This is a genomic window from Burkholderia sp. E168m22 (assembly GCF_001319805.1).
Taxonomy (GTDB): domain Bacteria; phylum Pseudomonadota; class Gammaproteobacteria; order Burkholderiales; family Burkholderiaceae; genus Burkholderia; species Burkholderia orbicola.
In genome coordinates, this window is sequence record NZ_BBSK01000019.1 from 136470 (window position 1) to 152205 (window position 15736).

The 15736-nt window shown below is 67.4% G+C and carries 12 protein-coding genes; 10 read left to right on the forward strand and 2 right to left on the reverse strand.

Annotated elements, in window-relative coordinates; translation table 11 throughout:
- Positions 1-22: 22 nt before the first annotated feature.
- Together AP428_RS05675 and AP428_RS05680 are read left to right on the forward strand one after the other, a co-directional pair.
- Positions 23-745 carry an amino acid ABC transporter permease gene (locus AP428_RS05675; protein ID WP_011545357.1) on the forward strand — a complete coding sequence of 241 codons (723 nt, stop codon included), beginning with the start codon at positions 23-25 and terminating at the stop codon, positions 743-745.
- 2 nt (positions 746-747) lie between these two features.
- The gene (locus AP428_RS05680) at positions 748-1473 is read left to right on the forward strand and encodes an amino acid ABC transporter permease (protein WP_011545358.1); all 726 of its coding nucleotides are present in this window, start codon (positions 748-750) and stop codon (positions 1471-1473) included.
- 171 nt (positions 1474-1644) lie between these two features.
- Here AP428_RS05680 and AP428_RS05685 read toward each other — a convergent pair whose 3' ends face one another.
- Both AP428_RS05685 and AP428_RS05690 read right to left on the reverse strand, forming a co-directional pair.
- Positions 1645-2910: a M23 family metallopeptidase gene (locus AP428_RS05685; protein ID WP_011694294.1), complete on the reverse strand. Its 1266-nt coding sequence runs from the start codon at positions 2908-2910 to the stop codon at positions 1645-1647.
- A 338-nt stretch (positions 2911-3248) separates the two neighbouring features.
- The gene (locus AP428_RS05690) at positions 3249-3896 is read right to left on the reverse strand and encodes a TetR family transcriptional regulator (protein WP_011694295.1); all 648 of its coding nucleotides are present in this window, start codon (positions 3894-3896) and stop codon (positions 3249-3251) included.
- A 151-nt stretch (positions 3897-4047) separates the two neighbouring features.
- Here AP428_RS05690 and AP428_RS05695 point away from each other — a divergent pair, with 151 nt between their 5' ends.
- From AP428_RS05695 to AP428_RS05725, 8 genes are all read left to right on the forward strand, one after another.
- Positions 4048-5250: a MexX/AxyX family multidrug efflux RND transporter periplasmic adaptor subunit gene (locus AP428_RS05695; protein WP_011545361.1), complete on the forward strand. Its 1203-nt coding sequence runs from the start codon at positions 4048-4050 to the stop codon at positions 5248-5250.
- A gap of 15 nt (positions 5251-5265) precedes the next feature.
- Positions 5266-8406 (forward strand): multidrug efflux RND transporter permease subunit, encoded by a 3141-nt coding sequence (locus AP428_RS05700; protein ID WP_054927800.1) that lies wholly within the window; start codon positions 5266-5268, stop codon positions 8404-8406.
- On the forward strand, positions 8406-9866 hold the full coding sequence (locus tag AP428_RS05705; protein ID WP_054927816.1) for an efflux transporter outer membrane subunit: 1461 nt from the start codon (positions 8406-8408) through the stop codon (positions 9864-9866). Before AP428_RS05700 ends, AP428_RS05705 begins: the two co-directional genes overlap by 1 nt.
- 88 nt (positions 9867-9954) lie before the next feature.
- Positions 9955-10254, forward strand: coding sequence for a hypothetical protein (locus tag AP428_RS34740; RefSeq protein WP_226133410.1), 300 nt, complete (start codon positions 9955-9957; stop codon positions 10252-10254).
- A 467-nt stretch (positions 10255-10721) separates the two neighbouring features.
- Positions 10722-11234: a fimbrial protein gene (locus AP428_RS05710; protein ID WP_011545365.1), complete on the forward strand. Its 513-nt coding sequence runs from the start codon at positions 10722-10724 to the stop codon at positions 11232-11234.
- Between the two features lie 121 nt (positions 11235-11355).
- The gene (locus AP428_RS05715; protein ID WP_054927801.1) at positions 11356-13809 is read left to right on the forward strand and encodes a fimbria/pilus outer membrane usher protein; all 2454 of its coding nucleotides are present in this window, start codon (positions 11356-11358) and stop codon (positions 13807-13809) included.
- A gap of 16 nt (positions 13810-13825) precedes the next feature.
- Positions 13826-14572: a molecular chaperone gene (locus AP428_RS05720; protein ID WP_054927817.1), complete on the forward strand. Its 747-nt coding sequence runs from the start codon at positions 13826-13828 to the stop codon at positions 14570-14572.
- The gene (locus tag AP428_RS05725; protein ID WP_027812955.1) at positions 14569-15594 is read left to right on the forward strand and encodes a fimbrial protein; all 1026 of its coding nucleotides are present in this window, start codon (positions 14569-14571) and stop codon (positions 15592-15594) included. The genes AP428_RS05720 and AP428_RS05725 overlap by 4 nt, the downstream gene beginning before the upstream one ends.
- The last annotated feature ends 142 nt before the right edge of the window (positions 15595-15736 follow it).

A 15736-nucleotide genomic window follows, 5' to 3' on the forward strand; every position in this document is an offset into this window, starting at 1 on the left:
CGCGTCGTGCGCGCTCCCCAGCATGCTCGGGTTGGCTCCCAAATATCTGTCCTGGCTCTGGCAGGGCTTCCTGCTGACACTCGGCCTCGCGGCCGCGTCGGCCGTCGCCGCGACCGTCGGCGGGCTGCTGCTCGCCGTGATGCGGCATGCGCGCGGCAAGACGCCGCGCGCGGCCGCCGCCGCGTACGTCGTCGCGTTTCGCAACACGCCGCTGCTCGTGCAGTTGCTGTTCTGGTATTTCGGTGTCGCGTCGTTGCTGCCCGAAACGTGGATCGCGTGGCTCAATGCGCGCCATGCGGTGAGCGTGGGCCCGTTCACGCTCGCGTGGCCGTCGTTCGAATTCGTGGCGGGTTGGGTCGGCTTGAGCGCCTATACGGCTGCCTTCGTCGCCGAGGAATGCGAAGCCGGCCTGCGCGGCGTGCGGCGCGCGCAACACGATGCGGCGGCCGCGCTCGGCCTCACGCCGATGCAGTCGCTGCGCTACGTGGTGCTGCCGCAGGCCGTGCGCATCGCGCTGCCGCCGCTGTTCGGCCAATACATGAATCTCGTGAAGAACTCGTCGCTCGCGATGGCGATCGGCGTCGCCGAGCTGTCGTATGCGTCGCGGCAGGTCGAGACGGAGACGTTCCAGACGTTCGCCGCGTTCGGCGTCGCGACCCTGCTATATATCGCGGCGGTGGCCGCGATCGAGGCCGGTGCGTATGCAGCCACGCAATGGCGCGACCGGCTCGGAGCAGGGCGCTGACGATGGACCTTTCGCTGCTGCTTTCGAACCTGCCGTACCTGCTCGTCGGCGCGTTTCCGGACGGCCCGCTCGGCGGCGCCGCGCTGTCGCTGGTGCTGGCGCTTGCATCCGCGATCGCGTCGGCCGTGCTCGGCGTGGCGCTCGGCATCGCGATGGCGCTGGCGCGCGGCCCGGCGCGTGTGCTGCTGCTCGCGTTCATCGGCTTCTTCCGCGCGATTCCGGTGCTGATGCTGATCTTCTGGACGTATTTCCTGATGCCCGTGCTGTTGCACATGGATGTGCCGGGGCTCGCGACGGTCGTGTGCGCGCTGGCGCTGATCGGCGGCGCGTATCTCGCGCATGCGGTGCATGCGGGGATCGTCGCGGCGGGCGACGGTCAATGGCAGGCCGGGCTGTCGCTCGGGCTCACGCGCTGGCAGACGGTGCGCTACGTGCTGCTGCCGCAGGCGATCCGGATCATGACGCCGTCGTTCGTCAACCAGTGGGTCGCGCTCGTGAAGGACACGTCGCTCGCGTATATCGTCGGCGTGCCGGAGCTGTCGTTCATCGCAACGCAGGTGAACAACCGGCTGATGGTGTATCCGGCGCCGATCTTCCTGTTCGTCGCGCTGATCTATCTGGTGCTGTGCACGTCGCTCGATGGAGGAGCGCGGTGGTTGCTGTCGCGGGGGCCGCGCACGCAACGTGCGGCGCAGGCGACGGCCGAGCGCACGGAACCCGCGCGGTAACGGTGGGCCGGCGAGCACGCGTGCGAGGCGTGCGAGGCGTGCGTGTGCTTCAGTGATGAAGATGGATGATGTGCGACCATCCGCAGCGGGCTGCGTCGCCGTCATTCGAGCGGCGACGCGTGCGGTGGTGCCGATGAGGCTGAGGTGCCCGGACGCTTCAGGACGTCAGCGTCAGGACGCGCTGTAGTGCGTATCGAACACCGCGCGCAGCGTCGACGGGCCGGTCGCGAAATCGCCCCACAGCGGGCCGTCGTTCTGCGCGAACGCGAACGGCGTGGTGCTGATCGATGCGAGGTGCAAGCGCCATTGCGCGGCTTCCTGGCGGAACGCGGTGAGCTGCATGTCCGACAGCGCCCTCTGCGCGCTGGCCAGCGTGACGAGCGGGTCGACCGGATCGTTCGCGACCCGCACCTCGAAATGCAGGTGCGGGCCGGTCGCCGCGCCCGTCATCCCGACCGAGCCGATACGTTGCCCCTGCTTCACCGTTTCGCCGGTCTTGAGCCCGCGAGCGAACGCGGACAGGTGCGCGTAGTAGGTCGAATAGCCATCCGCATGATCGACGATCACATAGCGCCCATAGCCGCCCGGATCGGTGCCGACGAACGACACGACGCCGTCGGCGGCCGCATCGACCGGCGTGCCGCTCGGTGCGGCGAGATCGACGCCCGTATGAAACGCCATCGCCTGCGACAGCGGATGGATGCGCTCGCCGAAGAACGAACTGATACGCGTCCACTTGACCGGCATCGTGAATGCGGCGGCTTCGAGCGGCGAGCCGTCGAGCGCGTAGTACGCACCGTGCTCGGCGCCCGGCGCGCGGAACCAGATCGCGCCGAACGTGCGGCCGGCGACGCGCAGCTCGAGCGCGGTGAGGCGCGGCGTGCCGTCGTTCGTGTCGAACGCGACGCGGTAATAGTCGCCGCGCTGCGCACTCGCGCGCATCGCGACCTTGCCGGTGACGAGATCGCCGAGCTGGATGCGCACTTCGGGCGGCACGTCGAGACGGTTCAGCGTATCGGACAGCGTGAGTTCGATGTCGCCCGCGCGCATGCCTTGCTGGTGGTCGGGCGCCGCGAACTGAAACAGGCTCGTATAGCCGAGCATGTCGTTGCGATGCGCGCTGAGCGGCGCGAACAGGCCCGGCTGCACACTGCGGTCATTGCGATCGAGGTGTTCGTTGCGCTCGCCGATCGTGCGGGCGAGCTCGCTCGTCACGAAATGCTGCGCGGTGGGAAACGGCGTATCGGACAGCACGCGCTGCGGCAGCGCGGCCGTGCCTGAATCGACGGCGCCCGGCAGTTGCGACACGGCCGGCAACGCGGCGGCGAGGCCGAATGCGGCGAGGGCGCCGAGCACGGCGGCCGGCACGAGCGTGCGCACGACGCGCTGCGCGCGACCGGGTGCGACGGCATCAGGGGTTGCGACGGACTTGACCAAGGTGTCCACATCCAGGAAAGCGGTTCAAAGGGGTGTGGGCGGGGGCCGCCGGCGGCGCACCGTCAAACGGCGACGGGGCGGGCGGCGGGCGTGCAACAAAACAGGCCCCGCCAGGGGCCTGTGTCGTTTCCGTTCGACCCAACCTGCGGGGCAGTGCCCGCTTCGAACGGCGGCGTGCATACCGGGTCGAACCCGGTTATCACGAAGACGCTAAAGAAAGATGACAGCGTCAGTCTACCGATGTTCCGCGAAACGTTAAAAATTTTAAAGAGGGTCAGCTCGTTCGTTTCGCAGTGCGGTAAGTCGGGTTAAATCAGCATTTGTTACGACGATTCTCGTCAGTCCGGCAATTTTTGCGCGCGTCGGCGCAGAGCGGCGGAGGTGCGCACGGCGTCGAAGCCGGCGTCGAGCATCGCCTCGGCGTCGTTCCACAGGTTGCCGCGCAACCGGTTGGTCCAGATCATCGACGCGAACACGCCTTCGAGCAGCGACACGAGATAGACGGCGGCGAGGTGCACGTCGAGATCGACGGCAAGTTCGCCGGCGGCGATCGCGCGACGCAGCAGCGCCTTCGTGATCCGCAGCATCTGCAGCTCGAGCAGCATGCGGCGCCGCTGCAGCGCGCCGTTCTCCTCGCTTTGCTCGCACTTCGTATAGAGAATCACGAGCACGCGCTGCATCGGGCCAGGCTCGCCGCATTCCTGCAGATAGTGCGACGCGGCACGCCGCAGCGTCGCGAACGGCGGCAGGCCGTCGCCCGCGTCGAACCCTTCCGACGTGCGCGCGAACGCGCGGTCGCACATCGCCAGACACACTTCCATCTTGTTGCGGTAGTGGCCGTAGACGGCGCCCCGCGACATCCCGGCGGCCTCGGCGAGGTCCGCCATCGCGGTTTGCGCGACGCCTCTTTCGAGCAGCACGAGCTCGGCGGCGTCGAGGATCCGGTGCTTGATGGCGAGCGATTCTTCCCGGGTCTTGCGGGCCATGTCGTGAAATTCCTTACAGTTCGCTGTCGTTTTATTGAGACAGTGTGTCAGCCAGATTGAAAGCGCGCGTATTTAATCAGTCGTGACTGATTATAATCGGCCACCCTGAGCCGCCGCATTGTATCGGCGGCGAATGATCCGAGGTCAGAACATGAATAACAAACGCACCCAGTGGCGCCGCATGCGGCTGGCGCCGTTCGCGCTCGCGGCCCTGTTGGCCGTGGCCGGATGCGGAAAGGGCGACAAGGATGCCGCGCCGGAGACCGCGAAGCAGGCCACCGTCGTGACGGTGCGCCCGACGGCCGTGCCGATGACTGTCGAACTGCCGGGCCGGCTCGACGCCTACCGGCAGGCGGAAGTCCGCGCGCGGGTCGCGGGCATCGTCATCGCACGCACCTACGAGGAAGGCCAGGAAGTGAAGCAGGGCGCGGTGCTGTTCCGCATCGATCCTGCGCCGCTGAAGGCCGCACGCGACGCCGCGCAGGGCGCGCTCGCGAAGGCGCAGGCCGCCGCGCTCGCGGCGACCGACAAGCGCCGCCGTTACGACGATCTCGTGCGCGACCGCGCGGTGAGCGAGCGCGACCATACCGAAGCCGTCGCGGCCGATACGCAGGCGAAGGCCGAGGTGGCATCCGCGAAGGCCGAACTCGCGCGCGCGCAGTTGCAGCTCGATTACGCGACCGTCACCGCGCCGATCGCGGGCCGCGCACGGCGCGCGCTCGTGACCGAGGGCGCGCTCGTCGGCCAGGACCAGGCGACGCCGCTCACGACCGTCGAGCAGCTCGATCCGATCTACGTGAACTTCTCGCAGCCGGCCGCCGACGTCGACGCCTTGCGTCGCGCGGTGAAGAGCGGGCGCGCGACGGGCATCGCGCAGCACGACGTCGCGGTGACGCTGCTGCGCGCCGACGGCACCGCGTATCCGCTGAAGGGCAAGCTGCTGTTCAGCGATCTCGCGGTCGATCCGACCACCGACACCGTCGCGATGCGCGCGCTGTTCCCCAATCCGGAGCGCGAGCTGCTGCCGGGCGCGTACGTGCGGATCGCGCTCGACACGGCGGTCGACCAGCGGGCGATCCTGGTGCCGCGCGACGCGCTGCTGCGCACCGCCGACCGGACGTCGGTGCGGGTCGTCGGCGCGAACGGCAAGGTCAAGGACGTCGAGGTCACGGCCGACCAGATGAGCGGCCGTGACTGGCGCATCACGCGCGGCCTCGCGGGCGGCGAGCGCGTGATCGTCGACGACGCCGCGCAGTTCGCGCCCGATACGGCCGTCAAGCCCGTCGAAAAAGCGCCGCCGTCGAAGGCGGCGCCGGCAGCGGCCGCTTCGCAGGCGGCCGCCCGTCAAACCTGACCGGTTCAAACCAACATGGCACGTTTCTTCATCGATCGCCCCGTCTTCGCGTGGGTGATCGCCATCTTCATCATGCTGGGCGGCCTGTTCGCGATCCGCGCGCTGCCCGTCGCGCAGTACCCGGACATCGCGCCGCCCGTCGTCAGCATCTATGCGACGTATCCGGGCGCGTCCGCGCAAGTCGTCGAGGAATCGGTGACCGCGCTGATCGAGCGCGAGATGAACGGCGCGCCGGGGCTGCTGTATACGTCCGCGACGAGCAGCGCGGGGGCTGCATCGCTGTACCTGACGTTCAAGCAGGGCGTGAACGCCGATCTCGCGGCCGTCGAAGTGCAGAACCGGCTGAAGACGGTCGATGCGCGCCTGCCCGAGCCGGTGCGCCGCGACGGCATCCAGGTCGAGAAGGCCGCCGACAACATCCAGCTCGTCGTGTCGCTGACCTCCGACGACGGCCGGATGACCGACGTGCAGCTCGGCGAATACGCGTCGGCGAACGTGGTGCAGGCGCTGCGCCGCGTCGAGGGTGTCGGCAAGGTGCAGTTCTGGGGCGCCGAATATGCGATGCGGATCTGGCCGGACCCCGTGAAGCTGGCCGGGCACGGCCTCACCGCGTCGGACATCGCATCGGCCGTGCGTGCGCACAACGCGCGCGTGACGATAGGCGACATCGGCCGCAGCGCGGTGCCGGACAGCGCGCCGATCGCGGCGACGGTGTTCGCGGACGCACCGCTGAAGACGCCGGCCGATTTCGGGGCGATCGCGCTGCGTGCGCAACCCGACGGCTCCGCATTGTTCCTGCGCGACGTCGCGCGCATCGAGTTCGGCGGCAACGACTACAACTATCCGTCGTACGTGAACGGCAAGGTCGCGACCGGGATGGGCATCAAGCTCGCGCCGGGCTCGAACGCGGTGTCCACCGAGAAGCGCGTGCGCGCCACGATGGACGAGTTGTCCAGGTACTTCCCGCCCGGCGTGAAATACCAGATCCCGTACGAGACGTCGTCGTTCGTGCGCGTGTCGATGAACAAGGTCGTCACGACGCTGATCGAGGCCGGCGTGCTGGTGTTCCTCGTGATGTTCCTGTTCATGCAGAACCTGCGCGCGACGCTGATTCCGACGCTCGTCGTGCCGGTCGCGCTCGCGGGCACGTTCGGCGTGATGTATGCGGCCGGCTTCTCGATCAACGTGCTGACGATGTTCGGGATGGTGCTCGCGATCGGCATCCTCGTCGACGACGCGATCGTCGTCGTCGAGAACGTCGAGCGGCTGATGGTCGAGGAAGGGCTCGCGCCATACGACGCGACCGTCAAGGCGATGAAGCAGATCAGCGGCGCGATCGTCGGGATCACCGTGGTGCTGACGTCGGTGTTCGTGCCGATGGCGTTCTTCGGCGGCGCGGTGGGCAACATCTACCGGCAGTTCGCGCTGTCGCTCGCGGTGTCGATCGGCTTCTCGGCGTTCCTCGCGCTGTCGCTGACGCCCGCGCTGTGCGCGACGCTGCTCAAGCCGGTGTCGGGCGACCATCACGAGAAGCGCGGCTTCTTCGGCGGGTTCAACCGCTTCGTCGCGCGGGCGACGCAGCGCTACGCGACGCGGGTCGGCGCGATGCTGAAGAAGCCGGTGCGCTGGCTCGTCGTGTACGGCGCGCTGACCGCGGCGGCCGCGCTGATGCTCACGCAACTGCCGACCGCGTTCCTGCCGGACGAGGACCAGGGCAACTTCATGGTGATGGTGATTCGCCCGCAAGGCACGCCGCTCGCGGAGACGATGCAGAGCGTGCGCGCGGTCGAGTCGGCCATCCGTCGCGACGAGCCGACCGCCTATACGTATGCGCTCGGCGGCTTCAACCTGTACGGCGAAGGGCCGAACGGCGGGATGATCTTCGTCACGCTGAAGAACTGGAAGGAACGCAAGGCCACGCGCGATCACGTGCAGTCGATCGTCGCGCGCATCAACGAGCGCTTCGCGGGCACGCCGAACACGACGGTGTTCGCGATGAACTCGCCGGCGCTGCCCGATCTCGGTTCGTCGAGCGGCTTCGACTTCCGGCTGCAGAACCGCGGCGGGCTCGACTACGCGACGTTCAGCGCCGCGCGCGAGCAACTGCTCGCGGCGGGCGGCAAGGATCGCGCGCTCACCGACCTGATGTTCGCGGGCACGCAGGACGCGCCGCAACTGAAGCTCGACATCGATCGCGCGAAGGCGTCCGCGCTCGGCGTGTCGATGGACGAGATCAACACGACGCTCGCGGTGATGTTCGGCTCCGACTATATCGGCGACTTCATGCACGGCACGCAGGTGCGGCGCGTGATGGTGCAGGCCGACGGGCGGCACCGGCTTGATCCGGACGACGTGAAGAAGCTGCGCGTGCGCAACGCGCGCGGCGAGATGGTGCCGCTCGCGGCGTTCACGACGCTGCACTGGACGCTCGGGCCGCCGCAGCTCACGCGCTACAACGGCTATCCGTCGTTCACGATCAACGGCTCGGCCGCGGCCGGCCACAGCAGCGGCGAGGCGATGAGCGCGATCGAGCGGATCGCCGCGAAGCTGCCGGCCGGCATCGGCTATGCGTGGTCGGGGCAGTCGTTCGAGGAGCTGCTGTCGGGCGCGCAGGCGCCGATGCTGTTCGCGCTGTCGGTGCTCGTCGTGTTCCTCGCGCTCGCGGCGCTCTACGAGAGCTGGTCGATTCCGTTCGCGGTGATGCTGGTCGTCCCGCTCGGCGTGATCGGCGCGGTGCTCGGCGTGACGCTGCGCGCGATGCCGAACGACATCTATTTCAAGGTGGGACTGATCGCGACGATCGGGCTGTCCGCGAAGAACGCGATCCTGATCGTCGAGGTCGCGAAGGATCTCGTCGCGCAGCGCATGTCGCTCGTCGACGCCGCGCTCGAGGCCGCGCGCCTGCGGCTGCGGCCGATCGTGATGACGTCGCTCGCGTTCGGCGTCGGCGTGCTGCCGCTCGCGTTCGCGTCGGGCGCCGCGTCCGGCGCGCAGATGGCGATCGGCACCGGCGTGCTCGGCGGCGTGATCACGGCGACCGTGCTCGCGGTGTTCCTCGTCCCGCTGTTTTTCGTGATCGTCGGCCGCCTGTTCGACGTCGGCCCGCGCCGGCGCGGTGGGGCGCAGCCGACGACGATGGAGGGTTCGCAACCATGATGTTTGCGCTGAATGCACGTGGCGCGCTGCGGGCACCGCTCGCGCTGGCCGCCGCGCTCGCGCTCGCCGGGTGTTCGCTCGCGCCGCGTTACGAGCGTCCGGCCGCGCCGGTGCCGGCGACCTATACGCCGGTCGACGGCGGCACGACGCCGGCCGCCGAACCGGCCACCGCGCAGGATGCCGCGCTGCTCGACGACTGGCATGCGTATTTCACCGATCCGGCGCTGCAGGCGTGGATCGACGCGGCGCTCGCGAACAACCGCGACCTACGGATCGCCGCCGGCCGGCTCGAGGAGGCACGTGCGCTGTACGGCGTGCAGCGCGCGGACCGGATGCCGTCGGTCGATGCGAATCTCGGCTATGAACGCGCGCGCCAGTACGACCCGGTCGTGCGCGAAAGCGCGATCAGCGGGCTGTATCGCGCGGGTGTCGGCGTCAGCACGTACGAGCTCGACCTGTTCGGCCGCGTGCGCAGCCTGTCCGAGGCGGCGCTCGCCGATTATTTCGCGACGGCCGATGCGCAGCGCACGGTCCGCATCGGCGTGATCGCCGAAGTGGCGGGCGCATACGTTTCCGAACGATCGTTGCACGAGCAACTGGCGCTCGCCCAGCGCACGCTCGATGCGCGCGAGCGGATGGCCGCGCTCACGCAACGCCGCTATGCCGCCGGCACGAGCGACGCGATCGAGCTGCGTTCGGCCGAGATGCTGGTGGCGTCCGCGCGCGCGTCGCAAGCCGCGCTGCAGCGCGAGCATGCGCAGGCCGTCCGCGCGCTGCAACTGCTGGCGGGCGATTTCGCGCGCAACGTGCCCGACGACGCGACCGCGCTTGACACGCTGTCGATCGCGCCCGTGGCGCCGGGTGCGCCGAGCCAGTTGCTCGAACGGCGGCCGGACATCCGGCAGGCCGAGGGGCGGCTGAAGGCCGCGAACGCGAACATCGGCGCGGCGCGCGCGGCGTTCTTCCCGCGCATCGCGTTGACGACCGACTACGGCTCGGTGAGCGACGCGTTCTCGAACCTGTTCGCGGCCGGCACGAGCGTATGGACGTTCGCACCGCGCATCACGCTGCCGATCTTCGCGGGCGGACGCAATCGCGCGAACCTCGACGTTGCGCACGCGCGCAAGGACATTGCGGTCGCCGAATACGAGAAGGCAGTGCAGACCGCGTTTCGCGAAGTGGCCGATGCGTTCGCCGCGCGCGACTGGATCGACCGGCAGCTGACCGCGCAGCAGGACGTGTATGCGGCGGACGGCGCGCGGCTGAAGCTCGCGGAGCGTCGTTATGCGGGTGGTGTCGCGACCTATCTCGAACTGCTCGACGCGCAGCGCAGCACGTACGAGTCGGGGCAGGAGCTGATCCGGCTCAGGCAGCTCAGGCTGGCGAATGCGATCGCGCTGTATCGCGCGCTCGGCGGCGGCTGGGCGCCGGCCACGGCGGAGGCCGCGGCTTCCGCGTGACGGCCGATGCGTCGCCCGACGCCGCGGCGTGTCGGGTGGCATGACGGCGGTCGCGCGCGTCGACGTGCGACCGCCGCTTCGACAGGGCATGCTGCCCGTCGTACCGCCGATCGTCATCGGCGCTTCCTTTCGCTGTTCAGCGCATCCGCTCGTCGCGTTCCCATCCAGCAGCACCGCGAAAGGGTGGCTTTCGCCGCACCCGCATCCACATCCGCAAACCGATCGTGCCGCCCGTCGGCGCAAACGTGTGCCGCACTTCTTCCGCTTTTTCATCTCGCCCGATCCGGCATGTCAGCCGCGTTCCAGAGGCCGCGCCTGCATATCTGCAATTGACGATCTAATTAATCAATGTATTGGAATTAATGGCGGCGGCAAAATGTCGCGGTAAAACGTTTGTATGCTTTTCGCAATCGTTTGCGCGATAAATCCGTATCGAATGAATGTCGCCGTTCATTTCCTGTCAGTTGAAAATGAATCGATATCCACGTTGTAATCGGACAACGATGGCGGCGTTGGACAATGTTTTGTCTTTTGAGTGGCGGGGCTGCACAAGCCAATACCGGCAAGGGAGAGCGGGATGGCGGCGATTATCGGCAAGAAATTCCCTTAATCTTCAATTGGTTCCGGAAAATAAAAAAGGACTGCGGACAAAAATTCCTGGATTGAAAATTAAAGGGAAGGAATGAGGTTTTAGAGGGCTGAATCGAACATTGTCAGAATCATTTGACAATGATTTACAGAAATCTTTCACGGTTATCTCGATAATGCCGCCTCGTGTCGGACGGGAGCCACCATGCGCTGCCGTTTGTGTCCGCCACGTCGTCCATTCCAATCGCACTCCTTACGGGAAACGTCATGAAAAAATCCATCCTGTCCGCCGTCGCACTCGCGGCCCTGTCCACCTCGGCCTTCGCAGCGGGCACCGGCACGATCAACTTCACGGGCGAAATCGTCGCGGGCGCATGCGGCATCGACTCGAACTCGGTCAACCAGACCGTGCAGCTCGGCAAGGTGCCGACCAACAAGTTCAAGCAAGCCGGCGACAAGTCGGACCCGGTGTCGTTCGACATCAAGCTGACCGACTGCGACACCAGCATCGCGCAGAACGCGTACTTCACGTTCACGGGCACGTCGAGCGCCGGCCAGCCGAAGCTGCTCGCCACGATCGGTTCGGCCACCAACGTCGGCATCCGCCTGCAAGCCGCGTCGGGCGAATACCTCGACAACGGCGCCGAGCAGAAGGCCCCGACGCTGCTGCAGAACGGCACGAACACCGCGCGCTTCGCCGCGATGTACGAAGCGACGGCAGCCGGCGTGACGCCGGGTACCGCCGACGGCGTCGCGAACTTCACGGTCCGCTACCAGTAAGCGTCCGTACCGGAGGAGGGATGCGTGCATCCCTTCCTCCTGCCTCTTTCCTCCCGTTTCCTTCTCCCTGGACTCCCGGTAGCGCCGCGTGCGAATCAGACATTCCTTCCTTTGCGTCTCCGTGCTGGTCGTCGGCAGCCAGAGCCAGGCGACGGAATTCAATTCGTCGTTCCTCGACATCGACGGAACGAGCAACGTCGACCTGTCGCAGTTCTCGCAGCCGGACTTCACGTTGCCCGGCGAGTACATGCTCGACGTGCAGGTCAACGACCTGTTCTACGGGCTGCAAGCGATCGAGTTCATTGCGCTCGATGCATCGGGCGCGGGCAAGCCGTGCCTGCGGCCGGAACTCGTCGCCCAGTTCGGGCTGAAGCCGTCGCTCGCGAAGGACCTGCCGCGCTTCCAGGGCGGGCGGTGCGTCGATCTCGGCGCGATCGAGGGCGCGACCGTGCGTTACCTGAAAAGCGACGGGCGGCTCAAGATTACGATTCCGCAGGCCGCGCTCGAGTTCACCGATTCGACCTACCTGCCGCCGTCGCGGTGGTCCGAAGGCATTCCGGGCGCGATGCTCGACTATCGCGTGATCGCGAACACGAACCGCAACTTCGGGGCGGGCGGCGGGCAGACGAATTCGATCCAGGCCTACGGGACGATTGGCGCGAACTGGGATGCGTGGCGTTTTCGCGGCGACTACCAGGCGCAATCGAACGTGGGCAATACGGCGTACGCGGATCGCACGTTCCGCTTCAGCCGGCTTTATGCGTTTCGCGCGCTGCCGTCGATCCAGTCGACGGTGACGTTCGGCGACGACTACCTGACCTCCGACATCTTCGATACGTTCGCGCTGACGGGCGCGTCGATCCGCAGCGACGACCGCATGCTGCCGCCGTCGCTGCGCGGCTATGCGCCGCTGATCTCGGGCGTCGCGCGCACCAACGCGACCGTGACCGTGTCGCAGGCCGGCCGCGTGCTGTACGTGACGCGCGTGTCGCCGGGCGCGTTCGCGCTGCAGAACATCAACACGAGCGTGCAGGGCACGCTCGACGTGGCGGTCGAGGAAGAAGACGGCAGCGTGCAGCGCTTCCAGGTGACGACGGCCGCCGTGCCGTTCCTCGCGCGTACCGGCCAGTTGCGCTACAAGGCGGCGGTCGGCAAGCCGCGCCTGTTCGGTGGCGGCGGCATCACGCCGTTCTTCGGCTTCGGCGAAATCGCGTACGGCCTGCCGTTCGACATCACGGCCTATGGCGGCTTCATCGCCGCGTCGGGCTACACGTCGGTCGCACTCGGCGTCGGCCGCGATTTCGGCGCGTTCGGCGCGGTGTCGGCCGACGTGACGCACGCGCGGGCGAAGCTGTGGTGGAGCGGCGCGACGCGCAACGGCAACTCGTACCGCATCAACTATTCGAAGCACTTCGACGGGCTTGATGCCGACGTGCGCTTCTTCGGCTACCGCTTCTCCGAGCGCGAATATACGAACTTCGCGCAGTTCTCCGGCGACCCGACGTCATACGGCCTCGCCAACAGCAAGCAGCGCTATTCGGCGACGCTGTCGAAGCGCTTCGGCGACACGTCGACCTATTTCTCGTACGACCAGACGACCTACTGGGCGCGTTCGTCCGAGCAGCGGGTCGGCCTGACGCTCACGCGCGCGTTCTCGATCGGCACGCTGCGCAACCTGAACGTGAGCGTGTCGGCATTCCGCACGCAGAGCGCGGGCGCGAGCGGCAACCAGTTCTCGGTCACCGCGACGCTGCCGATCGGCGGCCGTCACACCGTCACGTCGAACCTGACGACGGGCAGCGGTAGCACCAGCGCGAACGCCGGCTACATCTACGACGATTCGGCCGGCCGTACCTACCAGGTCAACGCGGGCGCGACCGACGGCCGCGCGTCGGCGAACGCGAGCTTCCGCCAGCGCACGTCGGCGTACCAGCTCAACGCGCAGGCGTCGACGCTCGCCAATGCGTATGCGGCCGCGTCGCTCGAAGTCGACGGCTCGTTCGTCGCGACGCAGTACGGCGTGTCCGCGCACGCGAACGGCAATGCGGGCGATACACGGTTGCTGGTGTCGACCGACGGCGTGCCCGACGTGCCGCTGTCCGGCACGCTCACGCATACCGATTCGCGCGGCTACGCGGTGCTCGACGGTATCTCGCCGTACAACGTGTACGACGCGACCGTCAACGTCGAGAAGCTGCCGCTCGAAGTGCAGGTGACGAACCCGATCCAGCGCATGGTGCTGACCGACGGCGCGATCGGCTTCGTGAAGTTTTCCGCCGCGCGCGGCAGCAACCTGTACCTGACGCTGACCGATGCGGCCGGCAAGCCGCTGCCGTTCGGGGCGTCGGTGCAGGACGCGGCGAACGGCAAGGAACTCGGCATCGTCGGCGAGGGCGGTGCGGCGTTCCTGACTCAGGTTCAGCCGAAATCCACGCTGGCGGTGCGGGCGGGCGAACGGACGCTCTGCACGATCGACGCATTGCCGAACCAGCTTCAACTCGAAGGCACGCCGATCCCGGTGACGTGCCAGCCGCCCGGCGAGTCGCATGCAGCGGCCGCGCGGGGCGAACGATGATTTCACGGACCCAGCGATGAAGCATTCCTTTTCCCTTTCCCTCCCGCGGCGCGCGCTGTGTGCGTTCGCCACCGCCGGCGCGCTGCTTGCCGGCGCCGCCCATGCGGCGATCGTGCCCGATCGCACGCGCGTGATCTTCAACGAAGGCGAACAGGCCGCGATCGTGACGATCACCAACAAGAGCACGACGTATCCGTATCTCGTGCAGTCGTGGCTCGAAGATGCGAACGGCAACAAGATCACGTCGCCGCTGATGGTCGTGCCGCCGCTGCAGCGGGTCGAGGCGAACGAGCGCAACGTGCTGCGGATCGCGAAGCTGCCCGGTACGCAACTGCCGGCCGATCGCGAAACGGTGTTCTACCTGAACATCCGCGAAGTGCCGCCGAAGACCGACACGCCGAACACGCTGCAGATCGCGCTGCACACGCAGATGAAGCTGTTCTACCGGCCGAAGGCCGTGCAGCCCGCGCGCGACGAGGATTGGACGCTGCCGATGACGCTGCGGGTGGATGCGGCCGCGCACAAGCTGGTGTTCGACAATCCGACGCCTTACCACGTGACGGTGGTCGACGTGAGCGCGGGCGCGCAGAAGACGCCGGTGCCGATCGAGCCGGTCATGGTGAGCCCGATGAGCACGGCCGACGTGCCGTTCAAGGCCGCGACGCCGTCGACGCTGTTCGTCACGCATATCGACGACTACGGCGGCCAGGTGGCGGTCGAGTATGCGTGCGAGGCCGGTGCGTGCAAGAGCGTGAAGAAATGAGCGGGGTCGCGAGACAACGCGTGTCGCCGCTCGCGGCGTGGCTGCGCTGGGTCGTGCTCGCGGTGCTGATCGCGGCGGTGCAGCCCGCATGGGCGCTGCGCTGCCTGACCAACAGCGGCGCGACCTCGTTGACCGAGCCGATCGGCGGCGTGGCGTCGTATCCGACCGACGCGCCGGACGGCTATGTGATCTGGGTGTCGCCGGTACGCACGACGTCGGGGTATTGCTACAAGGATCTGGGTGATGCCGGCAGCCTGAAGGTCGTCGACAACATTTACTTCTACGCGAATCCGAATCGCACGGACCCGGCCGCATGGGGGCTCGAGATCGGCATCCGCTACAAGGGCGTCGATTATTTCGACAAGACCAGCAATCGCGGCGGCGGGGTGTTTACCGGATATTCGGTGCCGCCGTGCAGCAGGTACGACTTCGACCGCGGGCGTTGCCAGCGGACAAGCATCAGCATCGACTATCAGGTCGTCGTGCGCAAAAGAGGCAACTGGGTCCAGCCGCCGAGCGATATCTATACGGTGTTCCAGTTCGACGGCGAGTTCGGGCTGAATGCGTTCGGCACGAGCTTCCAGTACCGCCTGAGCGGCCTGCGCAACCTCAAGCCGACGCCGTGCTTCGTCGACGTGCTCGTGACGCCCGAACCGGGCATCGTCAATTTCGGGCAGGTGCAGGCGGTCGGCAACGGCTTCCTGCCGGCGGTGCCGCGCAAGCGCTTTTCGCTGTCGCTGACCAAGAAGTGCAACGTCGCGGTGCGGGTGGACGGGTACTTCGAAACGAGCTATCCGGTTCAGAACGGCTTGCTGGTTCCCGCGAAGGACAGCAATTTCGGTATCGGCATCGAGGACAGCCAGGGCAAGGCGATTCCGTTCAACGAACAGTTCAACCTCGCGCAATTCCCGTCCAACGTCATGAACCAGAGCGTATTGATGGACGCGGTGCTGAAGTCGTTCGGGCCGCCGAAGATCGGCCGGTTCGACGCGACGGCGACGATCCGGTTGTTCATCTATTGATATCGAGGGCGATGCCCGGGCCACATCCATCCGCGTGGCGCGCCATCCGGGGAACGGATGGCGCTGCGCGTTCGCGAAAGCAGGATTGGCTTCGACCAGCACCGGCCTGACGCTCGCGACGCCGTGCGCGTGAATCCCGATA

What these genes read in the sequence shown, in the direction of transcription:
- AP428_RS05695 (WP_011545361.1), top strand. Translation starts at nt 4,048, where the DNA reads ATGAATAACAAACGCACCCAGTGGCGCCGCATGCGGCTGGCGCCGTTC.
- AP428_RS05690 (WP_011694295.1), bottom strand. Translation starts at nt 3,896, where the DNA reads ATGGCCCGCAAGACCCGGGAAGAATCGCTCGCCATCAAGCACCGGATC.
- AP428_RS05675 (WP_011545357.1), top strand. Translation starts at nt 23, where the DNA reads ATGCTCGGGTTGGCTCCCAAATATCTGTCCTGGCTCTGGCAGGGCTTC.
- AP428_RS05680 (WP_011545358.1), top strand. Translation starts at nt 748, where the DNA reads ATGGACCTTTCGCTGCTGCTTTCGAACCTGCCGTACCTGCTCGTCGGC.
- AP428_RS05710 (WP_011545365.1), top strand. Translation starts at nt 10,722, where the DNA reads ATGAAAAAATCCATCCTGTCCGCCGTCGCACTCGCGGCCCTGTCCACC.
- AP428_RS34740 (WP_226133410.1), top strand. Translation starts at nt 9,955, where the DNA reads ATGCTGCCCGTCGTACCGCCGATCGTCATCGGCGCTTCCTTTCGCTGT.
- AP428_RS05700 (WP_054927800.1), top strand. Translation starts at nt 5,266, where the DNA reads ATGGCACGTTTCTTCATCGATCGCCCCGTCTTCGCGTGGGTGATCGCC.
- AP428_RS05705 (WP_054927816.1), top strand. Translation starts at nt 8,406, where the DNA reads ATGTTTGCGCTGAATGCACGTGGCGCGCTGCGGGCACCGCTCGCGCTG.
- AP428_RS05720 (WP_054927817.1), top strand. Translation starts at nt 13,826, where the DNA reads ATGAAGCATTCCTTTTCCCTTTCCCTCCCGCGGCGCGCGCTGTGTGCG.
- AP428_RS05725 (WP_027812955.1), top strand. Translation starts at nt 14,569, where the DNA reads ATGAGCGGGGTCGCGAGACAACGCGTGTCGCCGCTCGCGGCGTGGCTG.